17 protein-coding genes are annotated in these 22,640 nt (G+C 70.3%); 2 read left to right on the top strand and 15 right to left on the bottom strand.

Annotated features, from left to right (window positions below; genetic code table 11):
• Nucleotides 1-30: 30 nt before the first annotated feature.
• The gene (locus F8O04_RS13580) at nucleotides 31-690 is read left to right on the top strand and encodes a biliverdin-producing heme oxygenase (protein WP_158029933.1); all 660 of its coding nucleotides are present in this window, start codon (nucleotides 31-33) and stop codon (nucleotides 688-690) included.
• Nucleotides 691-769: 79 nt separating this feature from the next.
• Here the strand turns inward: F8O04_RS13580 and F8O04_RS13575 are convergent, their stop codons facing one another.
• The 14 genes from F8O04_RS13575 to clpX form a co-directional block, all read right to left on the bottom strand.
• On the bottom strand, nucleotides 770-3,598 hold the full coding sequence (locus tag F8O04_RS13575) for a fibronectin type III domain-containing protein (RefSeq protein ID WP_158029932.1): 2,829 nt from the start codon (nucleotides 3,596-3,598) through the stop codon (nucleotides 770-772).
• The gene (locus tag F8O04_RS13570; protein WP_158029931.1) at nucleotides 3,595-5,037 is read right to left on the bottom strand and encodes a hypothetical protein; all 1,443 of its coding nucleotides are present in this window, start codon (nucleotides 5,035-5,037) and stop codon (nucleotides 3,595-3,597) included. Before F8O04_RS13570 ends, F8O04_RS13575 begins: the two co-directional genes overlap by 4 nt.
• A complete protein-coding gene (locus tag F8O04_RS13565; RefSeq protein ID WP_225735081.1) occupies nucleotides 5,034-5,900 on the bottom strand; it encodes a heme ABC transporter ATP-binding protein in 867 nt (288 codons plus the stop codon). Before F8O04_RS13565 ends, F8O04_RS13570 begins: the two co-directional genes overlap by 4 nt.
• A complete protein-coding gene (locus tag F8O04_RS13560; protein WP_373285890.1) occupies nucleotides 5,897-7,129 on the bottom strand; it encodes a FecCD family ABC transporter permease in 1,233 nt (410 codons plus the stop codon). The genes F8O04_RS13565 and F8O04_RS13560 overlap by 4 nt, the downstream gene beginning before the upstream one ends.
• A 5-nt stretch (nucleotides 7,130-7,134) precedes the next feature.
• Nucleotides 7,135-8,391, bottom strand: a complete 1,257-nt coding sequence (locus F8O04_RS13555) for a heme/hemin ABC transporter substrate-binding protein (protein WP_158029930.1) — start codon at nucleotides 8,389-8,391, stop codon at nucleotides 7,135-7,137.
• A gap of 5 nt (nucleotides 8,392-8,396) precedes the next feature.
• A complete protein-coding gene (locus F8O04_RS13550) occupies nucleotides 8,397-9,842 on the bottom strand; it encodes a WxL protein peptidoglycan domain-containing protein (RefSeq protein WP_158029929.1) in 1,446 nt (481 codons plus the stop codon).
• Between the two features lie 169 nt (nucleotides 9,843-10,011).
• Complete coding sequence (locus tag F8O04_RS13545; RefSeq protein ID WP_158029928.1) at nucleotides 10,012-11,469, bottom strand: HtaA domain-containing protein; 1,458 nt, start codon at nucleotides 11,467-11,469, stop codon at nucleotides 10,012-10,014.
• Nucleotides 11,470-11,705: 236 nt separating this feature from the next.
• A complete protein-coding gene (locus F8O04_RS13540) occupies nucleotides 11,706-12,488 on the bottom strand; it encodes a hypothetical protein (protein WP_158029927.1) in 783 nt (260 codons plus the stop codon).
• The gene (locus tag F8O04_RS13535) at nucleotides 12,485-13,435 is read right to left on the bottom strand and encodes an ATP-binding cassette domain-containing protein (protein ID WP_158029926.1); all 951 of its coding nucleotides are present in this window, start codon (nucleotides 13,433-13,435) and stop codon (nucleotides 12,485-12,487) included. Before F8O04_RS13535 ends, F8O04_RS13540 begins: the two co-directional genes overlap by 4 nt.
• Nucleotides 13,432-13,845: a GntR family transcriptional regulator gene (locus tag F8O04_RS13530; protein WP_158029925.1), complete on the bottom strand. Its 414-nt coding sequence runs from the start codon at nucleotides 13,843-13,845 to the stop codon at nucleotides 13,432-13,434. Before F8O04_RS13530 ends, F8O04_RS13535 begins: the two co-directional genes overlap by 4 nt.
• 632 nt (nucleotides 13,846-14,477) lie before the next feature.
• On the bottom strand, nucleotides 14,478-15,353 hold the full coding sequence (locus F8O04_RS13525; protein ID WP_158029924.1) for a sugar phosphate isomerase/epimerase family protein: 876 nt from the start codon (nucleotides 15,351-15,353) through the stop codon (nucleotides 14,478-14,480).
• 117 nt (nucleotides 15,354-15,470) lie between these two features.
• The gene (locus F8O04_RS13520) at nucleotides 15,471-17,054 is read right to left on the bottom strand and encodes a CoA-acylating methylmalonate-semialdehyde dehydrogenase (protein WP_158029923.1); all 1,584 of its coding nucleotides are present in this window, start codon (nucleotides 17,052-17,054) and stop codon (nucleotides 15,471-15,473) included.
• Nucleotides 17,055-17,226: 172 nt separating this feature from the next.
• Nucleotides 17,227-17,865 carry a hypothetical protein gene (locus F8O04_RS13510; RefSeq protein WP_158029922.1) on the bottom strand — a complete coding sequence of 213 codons (639 nt, stop codon included), beginning with the start codon at nucleotides 17,863-17,865 and terminating at the stop codon, nucleotides 17,227-17,229.
• Nucleotides 17,866-18,014: 149 nt separating this feature from the next.
• Nucleotides 18,015-19,292, bottom strand: coding sequence for an ATP-dependent Clp protease ATP-binding subunit ClpX (gene clpX / locus F8O04_RS13505; protein WP_158029921.1), 1,278 nt, complete (start codon nucleotides 19,290-19,292; stop codon nucleotides 18,015-18,017).
• Between the two features lie 115 nt (nucleotides 19,293-19,407).
• Between clpX and F8O04_RS13500 the strand changes: the two genes are divergently transcribed.
• Nucleotides 19,408-21,213 carry a glycoside hydrolase family 15 protein gene (locus F8O04_RS13500; RefSeq protein ID WP_158029920.1) on the top strand — a complete coding sequence of 602 codons (1,806 nt, stop codon included), beginning with the start codon at nucleotides 19,408-19,410 and terminating at the stop codon, nucleotides 21,211-21,213.
• Here the strand turns inward: F8O04_RS13500 and F8O04_RS13495 are convergent, their stop codons facing one another.
• Nucleotides 21,214-22,614, bottom strand: coding sequence for a glucose-6-phosphate dehydrogenase (locus F8O04_RS13495; RefSeq protein ID WP_158029919.1), 1,401 nt, complete (start codon nucleotides 22,612-22,614; stop codon nucleotides 21,214-21,216). It abuts the gene before it with no gap.
• Nucleotides 22,615-22,640 lie beyond the last annotated feature (26 nt).

Below are 22,640 nucleotides of genomic sequence, written 5' to 3'. Positions count from 1 at the left end.
ACGCCGCGCCATGAGCCCGCAGGAGTACCGATGACGACGACCGCCTCCACCGCGACCGACGCGCTGCCGATCAGCCAGCGCCTGCGCGAGCGAACTGCTCAGGCGCACGAGAGCGCTGAGCGCGCCGCCTTCCTCGAACGCCTGCTCGGCGGCAACCTCAGCATCGACGCGTGGGCGGCGCTGCTGCAGCAGTACGGCGCGGTGTACGAGGCGCTCGAGGCCGCGACCCGACGGCTGCGCGAGCGCCGCGACCTGCCCGGTCTCGTCGTCGAGGAGCTCGACCGCGTGCCTTCGATCGAGTCCGACCTCGCCGCTCTCGCCCCGCGCGTCTCGACACCACTGCCGGGCGTGCTGCCCGAAACTCGGTCCTACGCCGACCGTATCCACGACGCCGCCGGCGATCCCGCCCGCCTCCTCGCGCACCACTACACGCGCTATCTCGGCGATCTGTCGGGCGGTCAGGCCATGCGCGTCATGATCGACCGCGCCTACGGGTTGCCCGACGACGAGGCGAGGTTCTTCGCCTTCGACGCGATCGACGAGCTCGTGCCGTTCAAGCGCGCCTACCGCACACGGCTCGACGAGCTGCCGTTCGACGAGGCCGCCATCTCCCGGCTGCTCGACGAGGCCAACGAGAGCTTCGCCCACAACGAGCGCATCTTCACGGCCCTCGAGCGCACATTCGCCTAGCGTCACCCGCCGGCCCCACCCGAAGCTTCGGGATCTCGGACAGCTTCGGGCCTCGCACCGGGCTTCGGCGGGCCCGCTGCTACGAGAACGCCGCGGGATCAAGGCCGAGGCGTCTTCGGATCAGCAGACCGACTGCCCAGCTCGCCAGCCCGGTCGCGGTGAGCCCGAGACCACTGCCGACGAGCAGCGCCGGGCTGATGGGCCCTCGGTCGCCACTCGCGACCGTCAGCGGCGCCGGCCCGGCCTGCGCGGGTTGCGACTGCGCGCCGTCCGCGGGACCAGCGTCGGCCAGGGCGTCCGCACCCGCTCCCCCGCCCCCGTTGCCTCCGGCTCCCGCTCCGCCGCCTCCCGGCACCTGCTGGTTCAGGTTGGGCGCCGGTGCCGCGTTGTAGTTGCCGGCGACGGGGCCGCCCGCGCCGTCGAGGCTCACCGTCATGGGCGTCGTCGGCTTGTACGGGTCGCGCTGGCCGTTCGACGTGAACCAGTACGAGAACTGGCCCGTCTCGCCCTGGAAGTCGACGAAGTCGGCCGGGAACGACCCCCAGTACGAACCATTGGCCGCGTTCCGCGCCGCCTGCTCGGTCGCGGACTCCATGCCGGAGCCGGGCACCCCCTGCCCCTCGTTGGTGCCCGTGTACGCGACGCCCAAGTAGTCGGGCGTCATGGTGAACCCGCCATCGCGCTCGACAGCATCGGCCGTCAACCCGGTGAGATTGGCGAGCGTGATCGTGCGCTCCTCGAGCGCAACCCACTTCGAGGCGTCGTGCATGGATGCTCCGTAGCCGGATGCGGTCGCCGTCACCTTCCCGTTCCCGTTCGCGTCCACCACGAGCAGCGGGTCGGTCGCCGACCAGTAGGTCATGCCGCCGTAGAAGGCGACCGTGAACGAGCCGCGCCACTGGACCTGGACCGAACCGTCCGCCTCGGTCGCGACCTCGCCGCCCGTGATGCGCACCTGCGACTCGGTGTACGAGCCCTGGCGCTGCACCGAGACGGGCGCCCCGGTCCGATCGGTGCACTTCGTCGACCAGCTCGCCTGCTCGAAGCTCTGCCCGACGGGCTTGATGATCGTCACGTTGCCCGCGGCCGAGGCGTACATGCCGTCGCCATCCGTCCAGGGCGTCGCCGCGCCCTTGTCGCCCGCCCGCCCGGCCACGAGGAAGTTGCAGCCGCCGAAGAAGGCGCCGGCGTTCGACTCCTGATTCAGGCCCCAGTAGAACGTGGCGCCCGCCGTATCATCGCCGCCCGGGTCGTTCCCCTCGACACCGCCGTCACCGCCGTTCCCGCCGCCGTCGTTCCCGTCGCCGTCGTTCCCGCCGGCGTTGTCACCGGCCGCCTTGGTCGTCACCGTGCGCGTCGCTGCCGATCCGTTCTCCCCCGCGAGCTGCGGGGTCACCGCGACCGTGTACTGGGTCGATGGCGCCAGCCCGGTGAGCGTCGTCGTTCCCCCTGAGGCGGCCGGGTCAGCGGGGACCGTGCGCTCGGCGACCGGTGTTCCCGTCGCCGCAGGCCCCGCGAAGGCCTGGACGACGTAGGAGCTCGGCGGCCCCGCGGCCGAGCCTGCCGGCCACCCCCAACTCGCCGCGATCGACCTGGCCGTCACGAGGGGCGCGTCCAGCTCCGGCGCTGCGTCGGCGAGCGGGGCGACGACCACGATCGTCACCGGCGAGGCGAGCTCGATGACGGTCTCGCCACTGCCGTCGACGAGCACGGCGTCGAACTCGTGCGGGCCTCGGGCGAGGGTCGAGACGTCCCAACGCCCACTCGCCGTTCCGCCGTCCACGACCGCTTTGTCGAGTAGCTGCAGCACTGAGCCGTCCGCGCGGGAACGCAGTTCCACGCGGCCGGGCGCATCCCCGAGGCCCGAGAACGACACCGCGACGCCCCCGTCGAAGCCCTCGGGCACCCGGCCGTGATCGACGGATGCCGCGGGACCGTCGGCGACGGCGTAGTCGATGGCGATCGGTGCGCCGGGCTTCTTCGGGTCGGCGGCGCCACCGGAGGTGTACCAGTACGCGGCCTGGCCGGTCTGCACGTTGAAGTCGATGAAGGACTGCGGGAACGAGCCCCAGCCCTCCTTCTCCCGGTTCTGCGGACCGGAGGGGCCGCCTGGGTCACTGTCGATCGCGATTCCCGCGTAGTCGGGATCGATGGTCACGCCGGTCGCCGTGAGATCGACACCGGAGAACGTCGCGAGCTCGATCTCGGTCGGCTCCAGCTCCACCCACTTCGAGGGATCGTTCATGTCCGCCCCGTACCCCGACGCAATACCCGTGAGCGTGCCGACACCGTTCTCGACGGACAGCACCGGATCGCTGATCGTCCAGTACGTCATACCGCCGTAGTAGACGATCGTGAACGACCCCTTCCACGAGATGCTGCCGGTATCGGCGTCGACATCGAGCCTCCCGGAGCCGCCAGCCAAGTTCACCTGATTGCCCGACGACGACCCCGGCTGCGTGGTCACCGGACCGCCGGCTGAGTCCAGGCACTTCGTCGACCACGTCGGCTCGACCTGGTTGCCGGCGCTGTCGGGCTTCGTGATCGTCACATTCCCATCGCTGGTCGAGTACAAGCCGTCGGTCTCGGCCCACAGCCGCGAGCTGCCGGCGTCGCCCGCCGTCCCTGCGGCGAGGAAGTTGCAGCCGCCGAAGTACGCGCCGCCTCCGGACTCCTCGTTCACCCGCCACGAGAAGCCCACGTCGCTGACCACCGACTCCGCCGCACTCGCGGCCTCGATCGCGAACCAGCCGCCGCCGGTCATGAGGCTCGCGATGCCGAGGCCCGCGAGGAGCCGCGCGATGATTCCCGGTCGGTTCCTGCCGGGTCCGCTGCGGCCTCGCCGTCGCGCCGTGGCCGTCGGGCTGCAGCCCTCGCCGCGGCGGAAGACCGCCAGCCGGCCGGTCATCGCTCCTCCTCCGTCCCGCGCGTCGCCGCCTCGTTCGGTGCCGAGGTCGACGCCCGGGCTGCGGCGAGCACGAGCGTCGGTGCATCGCCGTCGGCTCCGCCCGTCCGGGTGCCATCGGCGTCGTCGGCCACCGCAGCGAGATACGTCGGCGAGGTCTCGCCCTGCCTGGTCGCCGCCGGATCATCGTCTCCGGGTGCCGTGCCGGCACCCCCGGCCGCACCCGCGCCTGACTCCGCCTCCGCGCCGATCGAATCCGGACCGGCCGGACTCGAGCCGCCCTGGCCGCCCGCATTCGCAGCGACCGTCTCGAACCACGAGGTCGGCGGCACATCACCGGACGTCGGCGTCGACGGCGGAACTTCGGCGGCGAAGAAGTCGTTCATGCGATCCGCGCTGTCCGCCACCACCACGGGATCGCGCTCCAGCTGCTGCCGCGCGACGGCGCCGTCGACGCGCTGCCTCGCCCTCGCGCTGCGCAGCTCTTGGGCTCGCCGAAGCGTCGCGGTCTTGCGTCGCTGTTTCTCGCGCTCGCGGATGGCCCTGCGCTCGCGCTGGCCGCGCACCTTTTCGAGCGCCGCCGGGTTGACGCCGAGCAGCAGGCTCTTCGCCGCGAGGTAGGCGCCCACGCCCACCGCGAGCGCGACGATGGCGAGGCCTGCCACGATGAGCACGGGCAGCAGCACGAGGAGCCAGTCGGGCAGCGGCTGCGCCGCTGGCGTCGTCACGGTCGTGATCGGTGCCGACGTCGCGACGGGGGCCGCCGCCACCTCCTCCGACTGTTCCGGGGCCGCCTCGTCGTTCGTCTCCCCGGCCGTCGCACCGGCGTCGCCCGCCGTCCCGGTGCCGGCCGCGGGGGCGGGGAAGCTCACTGGCGTGAACGACTCGTTGTTCGCGTTCTTGACGCCGTGCGCGCCGATCGTGATGACGCCGCACTGCACCTCGAGGCAGTTGACCGTCGTCTCGTTCAGGTCGCGGTCGAAGGTTTGGAAGACGGCACTCGGGACGCGCATGGTGCCGGACCAGGTGCCGTCCGCGGCCACCTCGCCGCCGTTTGCGGCATAGGCGGTCGAGCTGCCGGGGAAGGTGACGAAGAGCTGGTAGCCGACGGGGTTGCTCTCGTCGTCGTACACGTAGCGGTAGTCCTCGCCGGTGACGCCGCCGGCACTCGGCGTCCACGAGCCACCGGCCGGATCATCCACCCAGCCGAAGAGCACGTAAATTCCGCCGAATCCTCCCTGCACCGACTGGAAGCCGGAGCCGGACACCTGGATCGTGCTCTCGGTGTCAGCAGTCAGCGTGCCGGACACCGTGACCTGCCCGGCCGCGTGAGCGGGGGCGGCCCCGACGCCGACGAGCGCCCACACGGCGGCGAGCGCCGCGATGGCTGCTACGACGAGGGTGCGGCCGATGCTCCGCGCGCCGATGCTCAAGGAGGTCATGGGGCGTTCCTTCCACGCGTTGCGTCCGCCGTCAGGCGGGCGCGTCGCTCGGGCACGACGATGGGCGCGCCCGTGATCGGGTCTTCGAGGATCTGCACGGGATGGTCGTAGACCTCACCGATGCGCTCGCTCGTGAGCACCTCCGTGGGCGCGCCGTCGGCCACGATCCGGCCGTCGGAGAGCAGCGCAATGCGGTCGGCGTACGCCGCCGCAAGATCGAGGTTGTGCACGATGATGACGACCGCGCAGCCGGTCGCCGCGTAGTCGCGCGTCAGTGACAGCACCAGCTCCTGGTGCTTGATGTCCATCGCGGCCGTCGGTTCGTCGAGCAGCATGACCGACGAGGTCTGCGCGAGCACGCGCGCGAGCGCCGCCCGAGCGCGCTCACCGCCGGAGAGGGACGGGTAGTGGCGGTCGGCGAACCGCTCGATGTCGGTCCGCCGCATCGCGCCGCGCGCGATGAGCTCGTCGCGATCGCTGTCACTCGTGCCCCGCCAGGGGGCACGGCCCATGTCGACGACCTCTTCCACGGTGAACGGGAAGGCGATGTCGACGTGCTGCAGCAGCACGGCCCTGCGCATCGCGAGCTCGGTGTTCGTCCAGGCGTAGCTCGCCAGGCCGTCGAGCTCGACGCTGCCGCGCACGATGTCGACGTCGGCGGTGATCACATTGATCAACGTCGACTTGCCTGCGCCGTTGGGCCCGACGAGCGCGAGTACCTCGCCCGCGCGAATGTCGAGGTCGACGCCGTCGAGGACCCGGCGCTCGCCGAACTCGACGGTCGCGCCGCGCACCGTCAGCACGACGGCGCCGTGCTCCACTGGCCGCGGGCGGCGGGCAGCGCCCATGAGGATCGAGCTCACTGCCAGCCACCCCCCTTCGATCGGCTGCGGCGGATGAGGTAGAAGAAGAACGGTCCGCCGATCATCGACGTGAGCATGCCGATCGGCAGGTCGGCGTACTCGACGAGGGTGCGCGCCGCGAGATCGGCGACCGTGAGCAACAGCGCCCCGCCGAGCACCGAACAGATCAGGAGCGCCCGGTGAGCCGGCCCGATGATCATGCGGATGATGTGCGGCACGACGAGCCCGACGAAGGCGATGATGCCGGCGAACGCGACCGCCGCCGAAACGAGCAGCGCGACGTAGATCATGACGAGGACGCGCACGCGTTCGACGTTGACGCCGACGTGCCGCGCGGCCTTCTCGCCGAGGCTCAGCAGGTCGAGCTGACGCCCCATTCCGATCGCCAGGAGGCAGCCGACGACGACGAGCGGTGCGACGAGCGCGACCTGCTCCCACCGGCTGCCGTTGAGGCTGCCCATCTGCCAGAACACGATCTGCTCTCGCGCCTGCGTCGGTGCTCGGAACGTGATGAACGCGATGAGCGCGCCGCACACGGCGTTGACGGCGACGCCCGTGAGGATGAGCGTGATGACCTCGGTTCGCCTGCCCTGCCGCGAGAGCGCGTACACCACGAACGTCGTGATGAGGCCCGCGACGAACGCGAACGCCGGTGTCGTGAACGGGCCGAGGAACGTGAGGCTGAACAGGATGGAAAAACTCGCGCCGACCGCGGCGCCCGACGAGACGCCGACGGAGCCGGGCTCCGCGAGCGGGTTGCCGAAGATGCCCTGCATCAGGGTGCCGGCGACGGCGAGAGCCGCCCCGACGAGCAGCGTGAGCACGATGCGCGGGAACCGCACCTCGGTGAGCGCCGCCGATCCGAACTCGTGGCTCGGGCCCGCGATCCAGTCGATGCCGACCGAGTGCAATACGAAGCCGAGCACCTCGTTCGGCGGGATGTAGAGCTGGCCGATCATCGCCGACACGAGGCAGCCGGCGACGAGCAGTGCCCCGAGCACGATCGCGAGCAGCGCCGCGCGGCCCCGCTTCGTGCGCGGCGGTGTCGGCTTCGGGCGTTCGAGCGGGTCGGCGCGCCGCAGTGCCCCGTGCCCCCGATCGCGTCGCGTGTCCGTGGACACTGGAGCACCGTGCGCGGTCGGCAGCGCACTGGGCGGCGCGCCGGTCTGCGCCCGCGGCTCGGCGGGGGCGTCATCGCCCGCGGGCGAGGGGTTCGCGCGGTCGTGCAGCGTCGTCACGCGTTCGTTCCTCTCCCGCCGCGAGCGGGCGCGCCGGATGCCTCGGCCCCGCCGGCGTCGTCCGGCGCGTACGCGTACTCCGGCGCGTAGATGGCAACACCGAGCGCCGCGAGCACCGAGGCGGTGCGCGGGCCGAAGCTCATGACCTCGTAGTCGCTCATGTCGACGATGCGCCGGTTCGCGCCTGCCGGCGTCTGCTTGATGCCGGGCAGCTCGAGCGCCTCGTCGATGCCGCCGACGGAGGCGAGACCGAGGGTCATGACGATGATGACGTCGGGCGCGGCCTCGACGAGGGCCTCGGCGTTGGTCGGCGCCATGCCCTCGAACCCGACCTCGGTCGCGACGTCGCGCGCGCCGATGCTCTGGATGATCGAGTCGGCGCCGGAGCCCGCGCCGAACCAGTAATAGATGCTGCCGCGCAGGTACAGGAAGACGGTGCGGGGCTTCTGCTCCGGGTCGGACGGCGCCATGGCGCCGAGCCCCTGGATCGTGACGCCGATCTCCTCGTTCGTGCGGTTCACGAGCGCCTCGCCGGCCTCGGGGACGCCGAGCGCATCGGCGACGAGCTGGATCTGGGCGCCGACGCCCTGCACGCCCTCTTCGTAGACGATGGGAACCATCACGACCGGGATGCCCGCCTCGCGCAGTTGCAGTTGGACGTCGTACGGGCCTACCGAGGAGTCAGTGATGACGACGGTCGGCGCCAGGTCGAGGATCGACTCGGCGCTCAGCTCATGACCGTTCTGCGTCACGAGCGGCAACTGCTCATTGCCGGGCATGAGCTGCTCCACGTCGGTCGCCGTGTCGCGGCCGACGAGGTTGCAGCCGAAGCCGAGGCCGATGACGGCGGCGGCGAGCCCGCCGTTCTGGTTCACGGCCAAGATCCGGGAGGTGTCGGCCACGGTCGTCATGGCGCCGTCGGAGCTCTCGATGGTCGCTGGCAGCCGCTGCAGCGCCTCCGGCGCGTCGGTGACGGGCGGAATCGCGGCGGTCGACGTGTACGCGGTCGTCGGCCCGGTGATCGTCCTGGGGTCTGGCAGGTCGGCGCTCGTCACTCCGGGAAGGGCGGGCGGTGCGGGCACGGTCTGGGCGGGAGGCTGGACGCAGCCGCCCGCCGAGGCGCCGGGGGAAGCGCCGACGTTGTGAATGCCGTTGACCCACAGCAGGCCGACGGCGAGCACGATCACGAGCCCCCACGCGGAGCGGCGCAGGGTCTGCCGCTTGAAGCGGCGAAGGAGACGGGGAAGCGCCATTCCGGCTAGGCCCCACGCCTGCGGAGTGCGAGCAGGGTCGCCGCGGTGCCGAGCACGAGCGCGCCCGCGCCGATGGCGACGACCTCGGTGAAGCCGGCGATCCCGGTTGGGGTCAGGCCGCTACCGGTGCCCGTGCCGGAGCCCGTGCCCGTGCCGGAGGTCGTCCCCGGCGCCGGTGCCCCGGACGGCACCTGGGTGCCGGGCATGGCCGGGGTCGCGCTCGGGATCTCAACGCCGATGGTCGATTCGGGATCCTCGGCCTGTGCGGCGAGCACCCCGATGGGCGCAGCGACGGCCTCGCCCGCGGCCGCGCTGAAGCCGACGGTGAGCGCCGCCGCGAGGAGGACAGCGGTCGCACCGCCGGCGGCGAGCGCGCCGGCGCGGCCCTCGCGGCCACGAGCATCCTGGCCCTCGCCCGGCTCGTCGTCGAGGCCGAACCCGCCGTCGACGTACGTCGCGGCGAGCAGATCGAGCCGGCGACGGCGCCACCACCAGAACGCGACGGCCGCGAGAGCGATCAGCACGACGACGATGAGCGCCACGAGGGTCCACGGCACCCCGAACGCCGAGAGCTCGGTCGTGACGGCGACGGGCGCATCGGTGAAGGCGCCGACCGGCTGCAGGTAGAGCGTGAGCGTGCCGTCGACGGGGCCGACGACGCTCGTCGGCACCTCGCGCGTGACCGACACCGACGAGCCCGGCAGCAGCTCGGGCACCTCCATGCCCTGCAGCGCGATCGGGGCGATGCCGCCGATGCCGGCGATACGCAGGTCTTCCAGTGTCGCGAGCCGCACGTTTCCCGTATTCGTGAGCACGTAAGTGACGGTCACGGTGCCGCCGCCGAAGGGATTCCAGCCGGCTGCGTAGCCCGTCGTCAGCGAGGAGATCTCTGCGACCGGGGCGATCTCGCCGCTGACGCGCAGATCGACGCGCAGGCCGAGGCGGCGCTCCACCTGCACCTGGCCGCCGGCGTCACCTGGGAGCAGCGAGGCGACGATGGCCGCGGCGTGGTCGCCGGGCGTGGCGTTGTCCGGCACCGCGACCGTGAACGTCACGTCGGCCGACTCGCCCGGCCGCAGCGTGAGGTCGGGCGCGTCGACCGTGATCCAGGTGCCGGCGTCGATCGACGCTTCTTCGAGCGGCAATATGTCGATCGAACCGGTATCGGTCGTGAAGGCGTCGGCCGCGTACACCGTCAGTGGCAGGTCGCTCCCGCCGGTGTTCGTCACGCGCATGGTGTCGGTGATCGTCTGGCCGGGGTCGACGTCGTGCGCGAAGTTCGCGCGGCCGGAGCCGTGATCGTTGTCGACGGTTGCGACCGTCCAGGCGGGCGGCTCGTCTGTCGCGGCGTCGGCGGCGAGCGGGTGCATGACGAGCGCCGCGAGCGCGATCAGCGACGCGATGACGGTCGCCGCCGCGTGGCGCAGCGTCGTGCGGATGGCGTGAGGCATGGTCCCTCGAATGCGTGTGTCGTGCGTGGAGTGGTTGCCGATGCGGACGCGGCGTACGGTCACCGGGGTCTGGCGGCCGGGACCGGACCGGCGATGCGTCCGTGCGCCGGTTCCCCGGGGAGCGGCCGTCGAAGGCTTCCCCCGGGGAACGCGCCAGGTCGCTCGAGTCTCAGCTGATGGCCGTGACCGTCAACGTCGTGCGGTAGTCGCCCGCCGGAGCCTTGTCGACGGGGACGGCGAGGCTGAGGTCTGCACCGAGCGTCGCGCTCGCCGCGGCCGATGAGCTCCCGAGCGTCTTCGCCGTCGCGAGGCCGTCGGCGTCGCCTGCGCCCGCCGTCACGGCCGCTCCGGCCGTGACGGCGGGCGCGGCTGCGTCGATGATCTTCGGCGTCCAGCCGAGGTACGACGACGAGAAGGAGCTTCCGCCGCTCGCCGTGAAGTCGCCCGCCTGGCCGGAGAGCGACCACGAGTACGGTGCGGTGCCACCCGCACGGGTGTCGTTGACGACCACGTTCGTGAGACTGCCGGACGCGACGAACGTGTCGTCGACCTGTTTCGCCGTGCCGAGGTCCACGCCGTCAGCCTCCGCCCATGTCCAGCCGAACTCCCCCGTGGGGTCACCGGGCTCGCCCGGATCGGTCGGGTCTTCGGCGTCAGGGATCGTCACGCCGATGTCGCCCTCGCCCGCGGCGGGCGGCGGCGTCGTCGTCTCGACCTCGTAGGCCACGGTGAACGGCACCGCCGGCTTCTTGGGATCGGCTGCGCCGCCAGACGAGTACCAGTACGACGACTGCCCCGTGAGGATGTTGAAGTCGACGAAGGACTGCGGGAATGCCCCCCAGGTCTCGCCGCTCCTCGACTGCGGGCTCATGCCGCCGTCCGTGTCGACCTCGACCCCGAGATAGTCGGGCTGCACGGTCAAGCCCGTCGCCGAGACCTCGGCGCCCGAGAAGGTCGCGAGCTCGATCGCGGTCTCGGGCAGCGTGACCCACTTCGACGTGTCGTTCATGTCAGCGCCGTAACCGGACGCCGTCGCCGTCAGCGAACCAACGCCGTCAGCGATCGTCAGCACCGGGTCGTTCACCGTCCAGTACGTCATGCCGCCGTAGAAGACGAAGGTGAACGAACCGTCCCACGAGAGCCGCGCCGAGTTCGTGTCCACGTCGACCGTGCCCGTACCGGACGAGAGGTTCACCTGGTTGCCCGTGGTCGAGCCGGCGCCCGTCCCCACCGCGGTCCCCCCTGCGTTCTGGCACTTGGTCGACCACGTCGGCTCGACCTGGTTGCCCGCGCTGTCGGGCTTCGTGATGGTGACGTTGCCCTCACTGGTCTTGTAGAAGCCGTCGGGCTCGGTCCACAGCCGCGAACTGCCCGCATCGCCGGCCGCACCCGCGACGAGGAAGTTGCAGCCGCCGAAGTACGCGCCGCCACCCGACTCGTCGTTGACTCGCCATGAGAAGTCGACGTTGCTCACCGTCTGCTCGGCCGCGTTCGCCGGCGCCGCGCTCAAGCCGAGCGCGAGCCCTGCCGCAAGCGCGCCGATCGCGAGACCGGCGCCGCTCAGGATCGCAAGGCGCGACCCCGATCTCGGCGGCCGCGACGCCGCCCCGTCCTGCACTGTTGTCATGAGTTCTCCTGTCGCATCGCGCGGCCGGGGCGCGGCGGCATGCGCCGTGTCCGTGCCGCGCACGGATGCCCTCCCTCACGACCACCGGGAGAAGTAAGGCAGTACTAAGTTAGGGCAGGCTTACCTTACTGCAAACCCTCAGCTTCGCCAATCCCCAACACCTGCTTCCTGACGCAGACGGGGCGGAGCGACCGCCATGCAGCCGCTACGCCCCGTGCAATGAGTCCCCCGCCGCCTCACCCGAATCGCTTGATGGGAGCGCGAAGGGTGCCGATCGACGACGCCACGACGACGACAGCCGCCCCGACCAGCGCAATCGCGGCGCTCACGGTCGCTTCGGTGTTGCGAGACGCGGCGGCGTCGGGGTCGAGACCCTCCATCGGATGGACGAGGATGCCGTACGAGCTCACGAGCGTGACGGCCCAGACGAGCAGCACCGCGCCGCCGATCCACACGGCGAGCCAGTGGATGCGCGAGAGGGCGACGATGAGGGCCGGCACGAAGACTCCGGAGCACGCGATCACGGCGACGAGCAGCGCGCCGAGCGGCGAGAACTGTGGTTCCCGGGTGGTGATCGGCGCGCCGGTCACGGCCTGGATGGCCGGTTGAGGATCGGGCTGGAGCAGGGCGAGGATCGTCCAGATGAGCGCCGCGAGGAGCGCCGTCGTGGCGGCGACGACGGCCCGGACCTCGACCTGGTCTCGACGGGTCCAGCCCCCGAGCACGCTCTCGCGACGACCGACAGCGCCGAAGCATCCGACCATGACGCCGCCGACGATGACGAAGCCGGCGAGCGTGTCGGCAACCGAGCTGATGGCGATGTCGACGCCGCCGGTGTCGATCGGCAGCCACGCGAACAGCGCCCCGAGACCGATGACGACGATCACCAGGATCGTGGCCATCCACAGCAGGGTCGGCCCTGCGTCGGTCCGCCAGACCGCGGCGAGGCGCGACGCCAGCGCGGGGCGCTCGGCCCGAAGCGAACCACTGCTGTCGGTGAGGTTCGTTGCGTTGGTCATGACGTCGATCCCTTCGTCGATTCGTTTGTCGAGTTCGCGTGCGCCCCGGTGGAGCCGGCCGAGTGCGCCGCGTCATCTCCGGGCATCCCGGCCCCTTGGCGCCCGAGGAGGGCGACGAACGCCTCTTGGAAGTCGACGGGCGTCACGACGACGCCCGCGGGCGAGGGGTCGAGCGGTGAAGACGAGACGTCGACCGTGGCCTCCAGCGTCGCGCCGAGCTCGCGCTGCGCGACGACGCGACGAGAGCCGACGGTGCGTTGCACGCCCTCGGCCGGCCCGATGACGCGGACGAAGCGCCCAGCGAGGTCGTCGACCTCGGTCGCCTCGATGAGCCGGCCATCCCGGAGCACGATCGCGTCTTCCGCGATGCGCTCGAGTTCACCCACGTTGTGCGACGCGATGATGATCGACCGTCCGTCTTCGGCGTTGGTCCGCACGAGTTCCTCATAGAGCGCGAGCCGCTTGGGCACGTCGAGGCCGGCGTGGGCCTCGTCGATCACGACGTGGGGTGCGGCGGACGCCAGGGCGCACGCGATGGCGAACCCGGCCCGCTGGCCCAGCGACAGTTTGTGCAGGTAGCCCCTGCTGGGAAGCTCGAACGTGTCGGCGAGCCGCCGGTACTCGTGCATGCTCCACCCCGGCCGGGAACGGGCGAACGACAGGTACTCTCTCAGTCGCGAGTCGCCGAAGTTGTTGCCGTCGTGCGCGACCGCGAAGTGCGGGATGCGCGCGTCGGTCGCCACGGGACGGCCCGCGATCGAAATGGTGCCGCCCGTGGGCGCCAGCTGGCCGGCGAGCATGCGGAGCATGGTCGTCTTGCCTGAGGCGTTGGGGCCGAGCACGGCCGTGATAGCGCCCGTACGGATGGTGACGCTGAGGTCTCGCACCGCCTCGGCGCTGCCACCAAGGCGGGCGTAGCGTTTGGTGACGCGATCGAACGTGATCATCGAGTTTCCTCCTGACGGTGTGCCGGCGCGGATGCCGTGGTGTCGCCGGCGGATGCGATGAGCCGACCCGCGCTGGCGAGGATCTCGTCGCCCGCGAGGCCGAGTGCGAGGCCGGCGCGGATCGCCGGCGCGAGGGTCTCGTGTTCGTAGCGCTCGCGCCCGGTGGCCACGAGCTTCGCTCGCGCGCCCTCCGCGACGAACATGCCGAGCCCGCGGCGTCGCTCGATGAGCCCCTCCGCCGCCAGCTCGGCGAACGCCTTCGAGGCCGTCGCCGGGTTGATGCGGTACGCCGCGGCGTACTCGTTGGTCGACATGATGCGTTCGCCCTCCTCGAGTGCCCCGGCGACGATCTGCTCGCGAACCTGCCCGGCGATCTGCCGGTAGATCGGTTCGCGGTCCGTGAGTTCCATACGCGCCGCCTTCCCTGGTTCATTACTCGACTAATGAACCATAGAACCAGGGTGTCGTCAAGGGCGGCGGGTGGGCAGCTGCGCCCGGAGTGACGCGCCCTTCCGGGCACAACCGCCCACCGGCGGGTCGAGTTCTGCAAGTGCGGACGCCTACTTGGGCAGATCAGGCCACAGCAATGAGCACTGTCGCGATGAGGGCAGCGGCCAATGCAGTTGCTGCCAGCACGCCGGGACCGACACTGAGCGCAAGCGTCGACGGGGCCCAGGGGGCTGCGTATCGCACAGTGGATAGTGCGAATGAGAGGCAGCGCAGCGACCAGTACACGATGGCCGCGGCGCGACCACTGAGGACGGGCCAGAGCCTCGAGGATGCATCCGCCTGTGCCAGACGATCCGAGACCCCAGAGCTCAGGGACTGGCTGAGACCCACCAGTCTGCCGAGTTCACTCAGCTCAGGCCGGAGTCGGCCAGCAACGTGACCAACGCCGCGGCACTGCTGGCACTGAGGCGGATGCTGCCCCAAGGAGATTTGCCGTTCGCTCAACATCATGCAAACTGCATGATGGAAACTGAGGGCGCGTTGGCCGCTCCCCTTCCCGCCGGCTCACCCGCAGCGGGGCCCGCGGGTACCGTCACATGTTGCCGCCCGCGAGGTACCGCAACTGCTGCACCTGGTAACGCGAGGTTTCGTCTGCCGTCTCGTCCTCGGCGAAGACGTTCGACACGATGAGGGCGTCGTCGCGGCCGAGGTAGCCGATGTCGCCGAGGATGCGGAAGAGCTCCTGCCAGTTCACGTCTCCGTCGCCGATGCGCAGGTGCTGGTGAATGCGCACCGTGTTGCCCGGCGGGTTCGTGATGTAGCGCAGCCCGTGCGAGCGGTGGTGGTCGTAGGTGTCGGCGGCGTACACGGCGCCGAGGCGGTCGCCGAGCTCGGGCAGCAGCGTCGCCGCGCAGTCACCGTAGTGGAAGGTGTGCGACGCCGCGTACACGAACCCGACGGACGACGAGTTCAGGCCGCGCAACACGCGCCACGCCTCGAGCCCGTCCTCGACGAAGTCGTCCGGGTGCGGGTCGAAGTTCAGGCGCAGTCCTTCGCGCTCCACGATGGGCAGCAACTCCTCCATCGAGCGGTAGAACGCCGCTTCCGATTCCTCCGAGCGCTCGGGGCGCCCGGAGAGCTCGGAGTTGATGATCGGGATCTCGAGCTCGACCGCGAGCTCGAAGATGCGCCTGAAGTTGCGCACGGCCGCTTCGCGTTGCGGCTCGTCCGGCCACGAGATGCGCTGCACCGAAAGCAGCGAGGGAATCGTCACGCCAGCGTCGGCCGCGGCCTTCTTGAGCTTCGCGACGAGGCCGTCGTCGGCCTTCGGGTAGCGAAAGGACGGGCCGAAGTCGGGGTGCGGCGTGAGTTGCAGATACTCGTAGCCCGCGCGCGCGGCGACGTCGGGGAACTCGAGCAGCCAGTGGGTCGAGTGGTACGGGGTCGGGTCGAGAGCGATACGGGCCATGCAGTGCCTCCGTGGTTGTGCCGTGGCGTGGATGCCGTGGTGCCGGACGCGCGCACGCCGGCCTCGCAGGCGAACTCGCCTCGTGGGGAAAACCAGCGTTGCTGGTTCACGATTGTCCTAGTCGTTCTGCGGGAAGCCGAGGTTGATGCCGCCGCCGTGCTCGGCCGAGCGCTTGGCGGGGTCGAGCCAGCGACTCGTGACCGCCTTCTCGCGGGTGAAGAAGTCGAAGCCGTGCACGCCGTAAGCCTTCGCATCGCCGAAGAGCGACTGCTTCCAGCCGCCGAAGGAGTGATACGCGACGGGCACCGGGATCGGCACGTTGATGCCGATCATGCCCACCTGGATCTCGTTCTGGAACCGGCGGGCGGCGCCGCCGTCGTTGGTGAAGATCGCCGTGCCGTTGCCGAACTGGCCGGAGTTGATGAGTTCGACGCCCTCGTCGAAGGTCTGCACGCGCACGACCTGGAGCACGGGGCCGAAGATCTCCTCCTGGTACGAGCGCGAGGTGGTCGGCACGTGGTCGAGCAGGGTCGGCCCGAAGAAGAATCCGTTCTCGTGCCCCTCGACCGTGAGGGTGCGGCCATCGACAACGACGGTCGCGCCATCGGCCTCGGCGATGTCGACATACCCCGACACCTTTTCGCGGTGCTGCGCCGTGATCAGCGGGCCGAGGTCGGGCTCCCCCTCGGGGCCGCCCCCGCCGTTGCCGACGCGCAGCCCGGCGATGCGCTCACGGATCTTCGCGACGAGTTCGTCGGCGACCGGCTCGACGGCGAGGACGACCGAGATCGCCATGCACCGTTCGCCGGCGGCGCCGTAGCCGGCGTTGACGGCCTGGTCGGCGACGAGGTCGAGGTCGGCGTCGGGCAGCACGAGCATGTGGTTCTTCGCGCCACCGAGGGCCTGCACCCGCTTGCCGTGCTTCGAGGCGGTCTCATAGATGTACTTGGCGATCGGGGTCGATCCGACGAACGAGATCGACTGCACCCGCTCGTCGGTCAGCAGCCCGTCGACCGCGAGCTTGTCGCCCTGCAGCACCGTGAAAACACCCCTCGGCAGCCCCGCCTCGGCCCACAGCTCGGCGAGCCAGATCGACGCAGACGGGTCCTTCTCCGACGGCTTCACGACGACCGCGTTGCCCGCGGCGATCGCGACGGGGAAGAACCACATCGGCACCATCGCGGGAAAGTTGAACGGGCTGATGATTCCGGCGACGCCGAGGGGCTGCTTGAGCGAGTAGACGTCGATGCCGGTTGACGCATTCTCGCTGAACGCGCCCTTGATGAGATGCGGGAACCCGGTCGCGAGCTCGACGACCTCCTGGCCGCGCAGGATCTCGCCCATGGCATCCGACACGACCTTGCCGTGTTCGCGCGAGATGATTTGCGCGAGCTCGTCCCGGCGTGCGTTCAGCAGCTCCCGGAACGCGAACAGCACCGTCTGCCGCTTCGCGATCGAGAACCGCGACCAGGTCTCGAACCCGGCGTGCGCCGACGCGATGGCCGCATCGATCTCGGCCTCGTCGGCCAGCGCGACGCGCGCCGTCACCTCGCCCGTCGCCGGGTTGAACACCGGTGCCGTGCGGCCGTTCTCGGGGGCGAACGCGGCCCCGTCGATCCAGTGGGGAATGACCGGAGCATCCGGCGTCGTCGCCGAACCGGTCCGCGTGCTCGTGCTCGTGCTCGTGTCGATCGTGCTCATCTGCTTCGTCCTTCTTCGTGTCGGTTCACGCGGGGATCGGGCTGGTGCCCTGAGGCGGCAGCCCAGTGCGATCACCTGTTCGACGACCTCGATCGAACGGGCCCACTGCCACTGTACTTTCAGATCTCGAGCCGACCCGAGCATGCCATCCGTGCCGGCGACCTGCCCACGGCTACGCGATCCGGTCGTCGCAGTAGACCCGCAGCTCGAAGGTGCCGATGATGTCCGGCGAATCGTAGTGGAAGGTGTACACGCCCTCTGCCGACGAGGCCCAGACCTCGCCCCACTGGTAGTACGGCGCCCAGTTCGAGTCGAACGTGCGGCCATCGCCGAACGCGCCGTGCACGCGAAAATGCGAGACGTTGGGCGTGCCGTCGGCCGCCTTCGACGCGATCGACATCACCACCGTGATCTCGGTCAGCGTGCTGCCGTCGGCGACCGCGAGGTCGGAACCGCGCCATTCCATGGCCGAGACACCGACCGGCGGCTGCACCGAGCATCCACCCGACCACGTGCCCGTGATCTCACTGCCGCCGATCGCCGCGTACTGGAGGGCGGCGTTGACCGCCGGGGAGGCGCTCGGTACCGCATCGGGGTCGCCGGCGTCGTTCGTCTCGGCGGGCGCCGTCGTCGCGCCACTCGTCGTCGGGGTCACCCCGGCCCCGCTCGCTTCCGGATCATCCTCCGGCGCTCCCGCGTACGTCAGCTCCGGCACGGTCGGCGCCGGCTCGGCGCCGCGCGCGCAGCCGCCGAGCGCGAGGGCGATGGCCGACACGGCGAGCATCGACACGAGGCGGGATCTCGGTGGCACGCGCGCATTCTGCCGTATCAGGGCGAACACCTGACGCTCGCTGCGGAACACGCCAGGAGGGTGCCAGGCGGCACACGGTGTTTCCGGCCAGCGGTCTCGGCGTCACGCCGAAACCGGAGGGCGTCCGGCTGGGGGGAGGCCGCGGGGGCCTACGCCGATTTCTCGGCGCGGAGCGCGGGACGCGGAAGAATGGTGGGCGCCGCGTTCTGCAGCACGACATCGCGCGTGATGCACACGCGCCCCGCATCTTCGTCGCTCGGCACCTCGAACATGGCGGGCGCGAGCACCTCCTCGAGGATGGCGCGGAGCCCCCTCGCGCCGGTCTCGCGTTTGACGGCGAGATCGGCGATCTCGACGAGCGCGTCGCGATCGAACTCGAGCTCGACCCCGTCGATCTCGAACAACTTCTGGTATTGCCTCACAAGCGCGTTCCGCGGGGTGGTCAGAATCTCGATGAGGGCCTCGCGGTCAAGCGGCGACACCGTCGTGATGACGGGGAGACGTCCGATGAACTCGGGGATGAGGCCGAACTTGTGCAGGTCTTCCGGCATGACCTCGCTGAAGATGTCGCGGGTCTCGTCCTTCGAGTGGATCGGCGCCCCGAAACCGATGCCCTTCTTGCCCGCGCGCTGGGAGATGATGTCCTCAAGCCCGGCGAACGCGCCGGCGACGATGAAGAGCACGTTCGTGGTGTCGAGCTGGATGAACTCCTGCTGCGGATGCTTGCGGCCTCCCTGCGGAGGCACCGAGGCGACCGTGCCCTCGATGATCTTCAGCAACGCCTGCTGCACGCCCTCACCGGACACGTCGCGGGTGATCGACGGGTTTTCTGCCTTGCGGGCGATCTTGTCGACCTCGTCGATATAGATGATGCCCGTCTCGGCTCGCTTGACGTCGTAGTCGGCGGCCTGCAGCAGCTTGAGGAGGATGTTCTCGACGTCTTCGCCCACGTAGCCGGCTTCGGTCAGCGCCGTGGCGTCGGCGACCGCGAACGGCACGTTGAGGCGCTTGGCCAGCGACTGCGCGAGATAGGTCTTGCCGCAGCCGGTCGGCCCGATGAGCATAATGTTGCTCTTCGCGATCTCGACCTCGTCTGCCCGGTCTTCGGCGGAGGTGATCTGCCCCAACGCGCGGATGCGCTTGTAGTGGTTGTAGACGGCCACCGCCAGCGCGCGCTTGGCCTCGTCTTGCCCGATGACGAACTCTTCGAGATAGGCGAAGATCTCACGCGGCTTCGGCAGCACGAAATCGGAGACGACCTCGTCGTGGGCGTCTGCCATGCGCTCTTCGATGATCTCGTTGCAGAGTTCGACGCACTCGTCGCAGATGTAGACGGCTGGGCCCGCGATGAGCTGTTTGACCTGCTTCTGGCTCTTCCCGCAGAACGAGCACTTGAGCAGGTCGCCGCTCTCGCCGATGCGTGCCATGCGTTCCTCCCAGATCGTCGGTTGCCCAGCCTAACCCGGCCCAACGACAAATGGCGTCAGGCGACGCCCCCGGCTCGGCACGCCCCGGTTCACGCTCGCCCCGTAGCCTCGGGACATGTCGAAACCCCTCGAAACCTATGCCCTCATCGGTGACCGGCGTTCGGCAGCACTCGTCGGCATGGACGGGTCGATCGACTGGTTGTGTCTGCCGCGCTTCGATTCGCATGCGTGTTTCGCCGCGCTCCTCGGCGACGAGTCGAACGGCCGTTGGCTGCTGGCCCCTGACGGCGACGCAACGTGCACGCGCCGCTACCTCGATGACACCCTGGTGCTTGAATCGACCTACACGACCGCGAGCGGCAAGGCGCGCGTCATCGACTTCATGCCGACGGGCGAACAGCGTGCCGATGTCGTCCGCGCCGTCGAGGTCCTCGAAGGCGAGATGACGTTCGTGCACGAGCTCGTCATCTGCTTCAACTACGGCGCGACGGTCCCGTGGGTCACCCGCGTCACCGAGAACTGGAGCGGCCATGAACTCGACGCCCTCCGGTGCGTCGCGGGAGCCGACAGCGTGACGCTTCGCGGCCCGCGCATGCCGACCTCCGAGTGGCCGCGGCATCGCGACCGGTTCACGCTCTCCGAGGGAGACCGCATCGCCTTCGACCTCGTCTGGGGGCCCTCGCACCGCCCCGTTCCGCCCCCGATCGACGAGGTCGAGCGGCTCGAGGCCACGATCGCCGAGTCGCGATCCTGGATCGGCGACCTCGCGTATCGCGGCCCCTACGAGGACCAGGTGCGCCGATCCGTCCTCGTCCTGCGAGCGCTCACCCACGTCGACACGGGCGGCATCGTCGCCGCCGTCACCACGTCCCTCCCCGAGACACTCGGCGGGAGCCGGAACTGGGACTACCGGTTCTCGTGGCTCCGCGACGCGGCGCTCACGGTCGAGGCACTCGTGCACGCCGGCTTCGCGGACGGCACGGCGGCATGGCGAAACTGGCTGATCCGCGCGGCCGCGGGCGACGTCAAGCAGCTGCTCATCATGTACGAGGTCGATGGCGGCCGCGACCTCGCGGAACGAGAGCTCGACCACCTGCCCGGCTACGAGGGTTCCCAGCCCGTTCGCATCGGCAACGGCGCCCACACGCAACGACAGACCGACGTGCTCGGCGAGGTCATGATCGCGCTCGAGCTGCTCCGGAACGAGGGAATCTACGGAGATCGAGACACGTGGCAATTGCAGCGACTGCTGCTCGACGGGCTCGCCGAGACGTGGGCGGAGCCCGACAACGGCATCTGGGAGGTACGCGGCCCCCGCCGATCGTTCACGCACTCGAAGGCCATGGTGTGGGCGGCCTTCGACCGCGGCATTCGCGCCGCGACCACGTACGATCTGCCCGGCGATGTCGCCCGGTGGGCCGAAGTGCGCGACGCGGCGCGCGAGGACGTCCTGACGCGCGGCCACCACGAGGAGCGAGGGCACTTCACGCAGCACGACGAGACGACGGAGGTCGACGCGTCGCTCCTGCTCCTGGCCACCATCGGCATCGTGGATGCGGACGACCCCAGGTTCGTGCGGACGGTCGAACAGATCGAGAATGACCTGCTCCGCGACGGTCTCGTGCTTCGCTACCGCACGGAATCAGGCGTCGACGGACTGAGCGGCGACGAGCACCCGTTTCTCATCTGCTGCTTCTGGCTCGTCATCGCCTACGCGCAGATCGGCCGCCGCGACGATGCCGTCGATCTCATGGAGCGGCTGCTCGGCACGACGAACGACGTCGGGCTCATGGCCGAGCAGTACTCCCCCGAGCTCCAGAGGCAGATCGGCAATCTCCCGCAGGCGTTCTCGCACATCGGCCTCATCATGGCCGCGTCGGCGCTCGCGGGGCATGGCCCGGGCGACGACGGCTCCGCCTGATCAGCCGGCGCTCGTCGACCACTCCCCAGGTCCGTCGGTGCCGGCCGCATACGTCTCGAGCGGCACCGCATCCGACGCCCACGCGTCCCGAACCGGCTGCACGATCGCCCAGCAGCGCTCGGACACGTCGTCGCGCACGCTCAGGAGCGGGTCGCCGTCGATCAGCATCTCGAGCACTTCGCCGTACGGCGTGAGCGCCGAACGGCCGAGCCGCGCGCGGAGCACGGCGCGGTCGAGGGTTTGTGGGTCGTCAACGGCGCTCGTCACGACGCCGAGCGTGAAGTCGCCCGTGCCGAGATCGAGCTCGAGCACGTTGGGCGCGGCCTCACCCGCGAGGCCGACGGGCACGACGGGCACCGGGCGCATGAGCAGGCGGATCACGCGCCGCTGCCGCCCGAGCGCCTTGCCGCTGCGCAGCACGATCGGCACCCCGGCCCAGCGCTGCGAGCGCACCTCGAGCGTGACCTCCGCGAGCGTCTCGGTGCCGCGCCGACCGTCGACCCCGGGTTCATCCGTGTAATCGGGCACTTCCCGGTCGCCGATGCGGCCGGCCGTGTACCGGGCTCGGCGGCTCGATGCGACGGGATCGCCGTCGTACACGCGCATCGCCCGCAGCGCGTGCGCCATCAGATCGCGGAACTCGACGGGGTCGATGCGGCTCGGCTCGTCCATGCAGACGATCGCGCTCACGAGCAGCAGGTGCGATTGCAGCATGTCGACGAGCGCGCCCGTGCCGTCGTAGAAGTCGCCGCGGCCCTCCACCGTGAGGTCCTCGTCGTAGACGATCTCGACGCGCTCGACGTACGTGCGGTTCCAGAGGGGCTCGAACACCTGATTCGCGAAGCGAACGCCGAGCACGTTCAGCACGAGCGCGTTGCCGAGGAAGTGGTCGACGCGGAAGATCCGGTCTTCCGGCACGAGCCGCTGCGCCGCCGCGTTGAGCTCGCGCGCTGCGCTCTCGCTCGTTCCGATCGGCTTCTCGAGGGCGAGTCGCGTCCCCTCGGGCACTCCCGTGCGCGCGAGCAACTCGACGAGCTCTCCGGTCACCGAAGGGGGAAGCGCGAAGTACAGCACGCACCCGGTTTCGAGCCGGTCGACCAGCGCGCGCACGTCGTACTCGTCGAGGAGGTCGCACTGCACGTACTCGGCTTGGGCCGCCGCGCGTTCCGCCCGTTCCTCGCCGGCCGATTCGAGCTTCACCCGCACCAGCGCCGACCAACTGTCACCGCCCTCGCCGTCGGGCGCGCGACCGACCCCGAGGAGCCTGGGCGCGAACTCGCTTCGATGGGCGATGAGGGATGCGAGTCCTGGCAGCAGCAGGCGCGAAGCGAGGTCGCCCCAGGCGCCGAGGATGACGAATTGCGGGCTCGGGTCGAATTTCGGGCTCGGGTTCGTGGTCACGTGATCGACGATAGGACGTCACCACG

Origin of the sequence: Pseudoclavibacter endophyticus (assembly GCF_008831085.1) — a bacterium.
Taxonomy (GTDB): Bacteria; Actinomycetota; Actinomycetes; order Actinomycetales; family Microbacteriaceae; genus Pseudoclavibacter; species Pseudoclavibacter endophyticus.
Note: the sequence above shows the minus strand (reverse complement) of the source record. Positions and strands in the feature narration are given on the sequence as shown.

Bases quoted from the DNA above. Each gene is read 5' to 3' on its own strand.
- F8O04_RS13580 (WP_158029933.1), top strand. From the start codon at position 31: ATGACGACGACCGCCTCCACCGCGACCGACGCGCTGCCGATCAGCCAG.
- F8O04_RS13575 (WP_158029932.1), bottom strand. From the start codon at position 3,598: ATGACCGGCCGGCTGGCGGTCTTCCGCCGCGGCGAGGGCTGCAGCCCG.
- F8O04_RS13570 (WP_158029931.1), bottom strand. From the start codon at position 5,037: ATGACCTCCTTGAGCATCGGCGCGCGGAGCATCGGCCGCACCCTCGTC.
- F8O04_RS13555 (WP_158029930.1), bottom strand. From the start codon at position 8,391: ATGGCGCTTCCCCGTCTCCTTCGCCGCTTCAAGCGGCAGACCCTGCGC.
- F8O04_RS13550 (WP_158029929.1), bottom strand. From the start codon at position 9,842: ATGCCTCACGCCATCCGCACGACGCTGCGCCACGCGGCGGCGACCGTC.
- F8O04_RS13545 (WP_158029928.1), bottom strand. From the start codon at position 11,469: ATGACAACAGTGCAGGACGGGGCGGCGTCGCGGCCGCCGAGATCGGGG.
- F8O04_RS13540 (WP_158029927.1), bottom strand. From the start codon at position 12,488: ATGACCAACGCAACGAACCTCACCGACAGCAGTGGTTCGCTTCGGGCC.
- F8O04_RS13535 (WP_158029926.1), bottom strand. From the start codon at position 13,435: ATGATCACGTTCGATCGCGTCACCAAACGCTACGCCCGCCTTGGTGGC.
- F8O04_RS13530 (WP_158029925.1), bottom strand. From the start codon at position 13,845: ATGGAACTCACGGACCGCGAACCGATCTACCGGCAGATCGCCGGGCAG.
- F8O04_RS13525 (WP_158029924.1), bottom strand. From the start codon at position 15,353: ATGGCCCGTATCGCTCTCGACCCGACCCCGTACCACTCGACCCACTGG.
- F8O04_RS13520 (WP_158029923.1), bottom strand. From the start codon at position 17,054: ATGAGCACGATCGACACGAGCACGAGCACGAGCACGCGGACCGGTTCG.
- clpX (WP_158029921.1), bottom strand. From the start codon at position 19,292: ATGGCACGCATCGGCGAGAGCGGCGACCTGCTCAAGTGCTCGTTCTGC.
- F8O04_RS13500 (WP_158029920.1), top strand. From the start codon at position 19,408: ATGTCGAAACCCCTCGAAACCTATGCCCTCATCGGTGACCGGCGTTCG.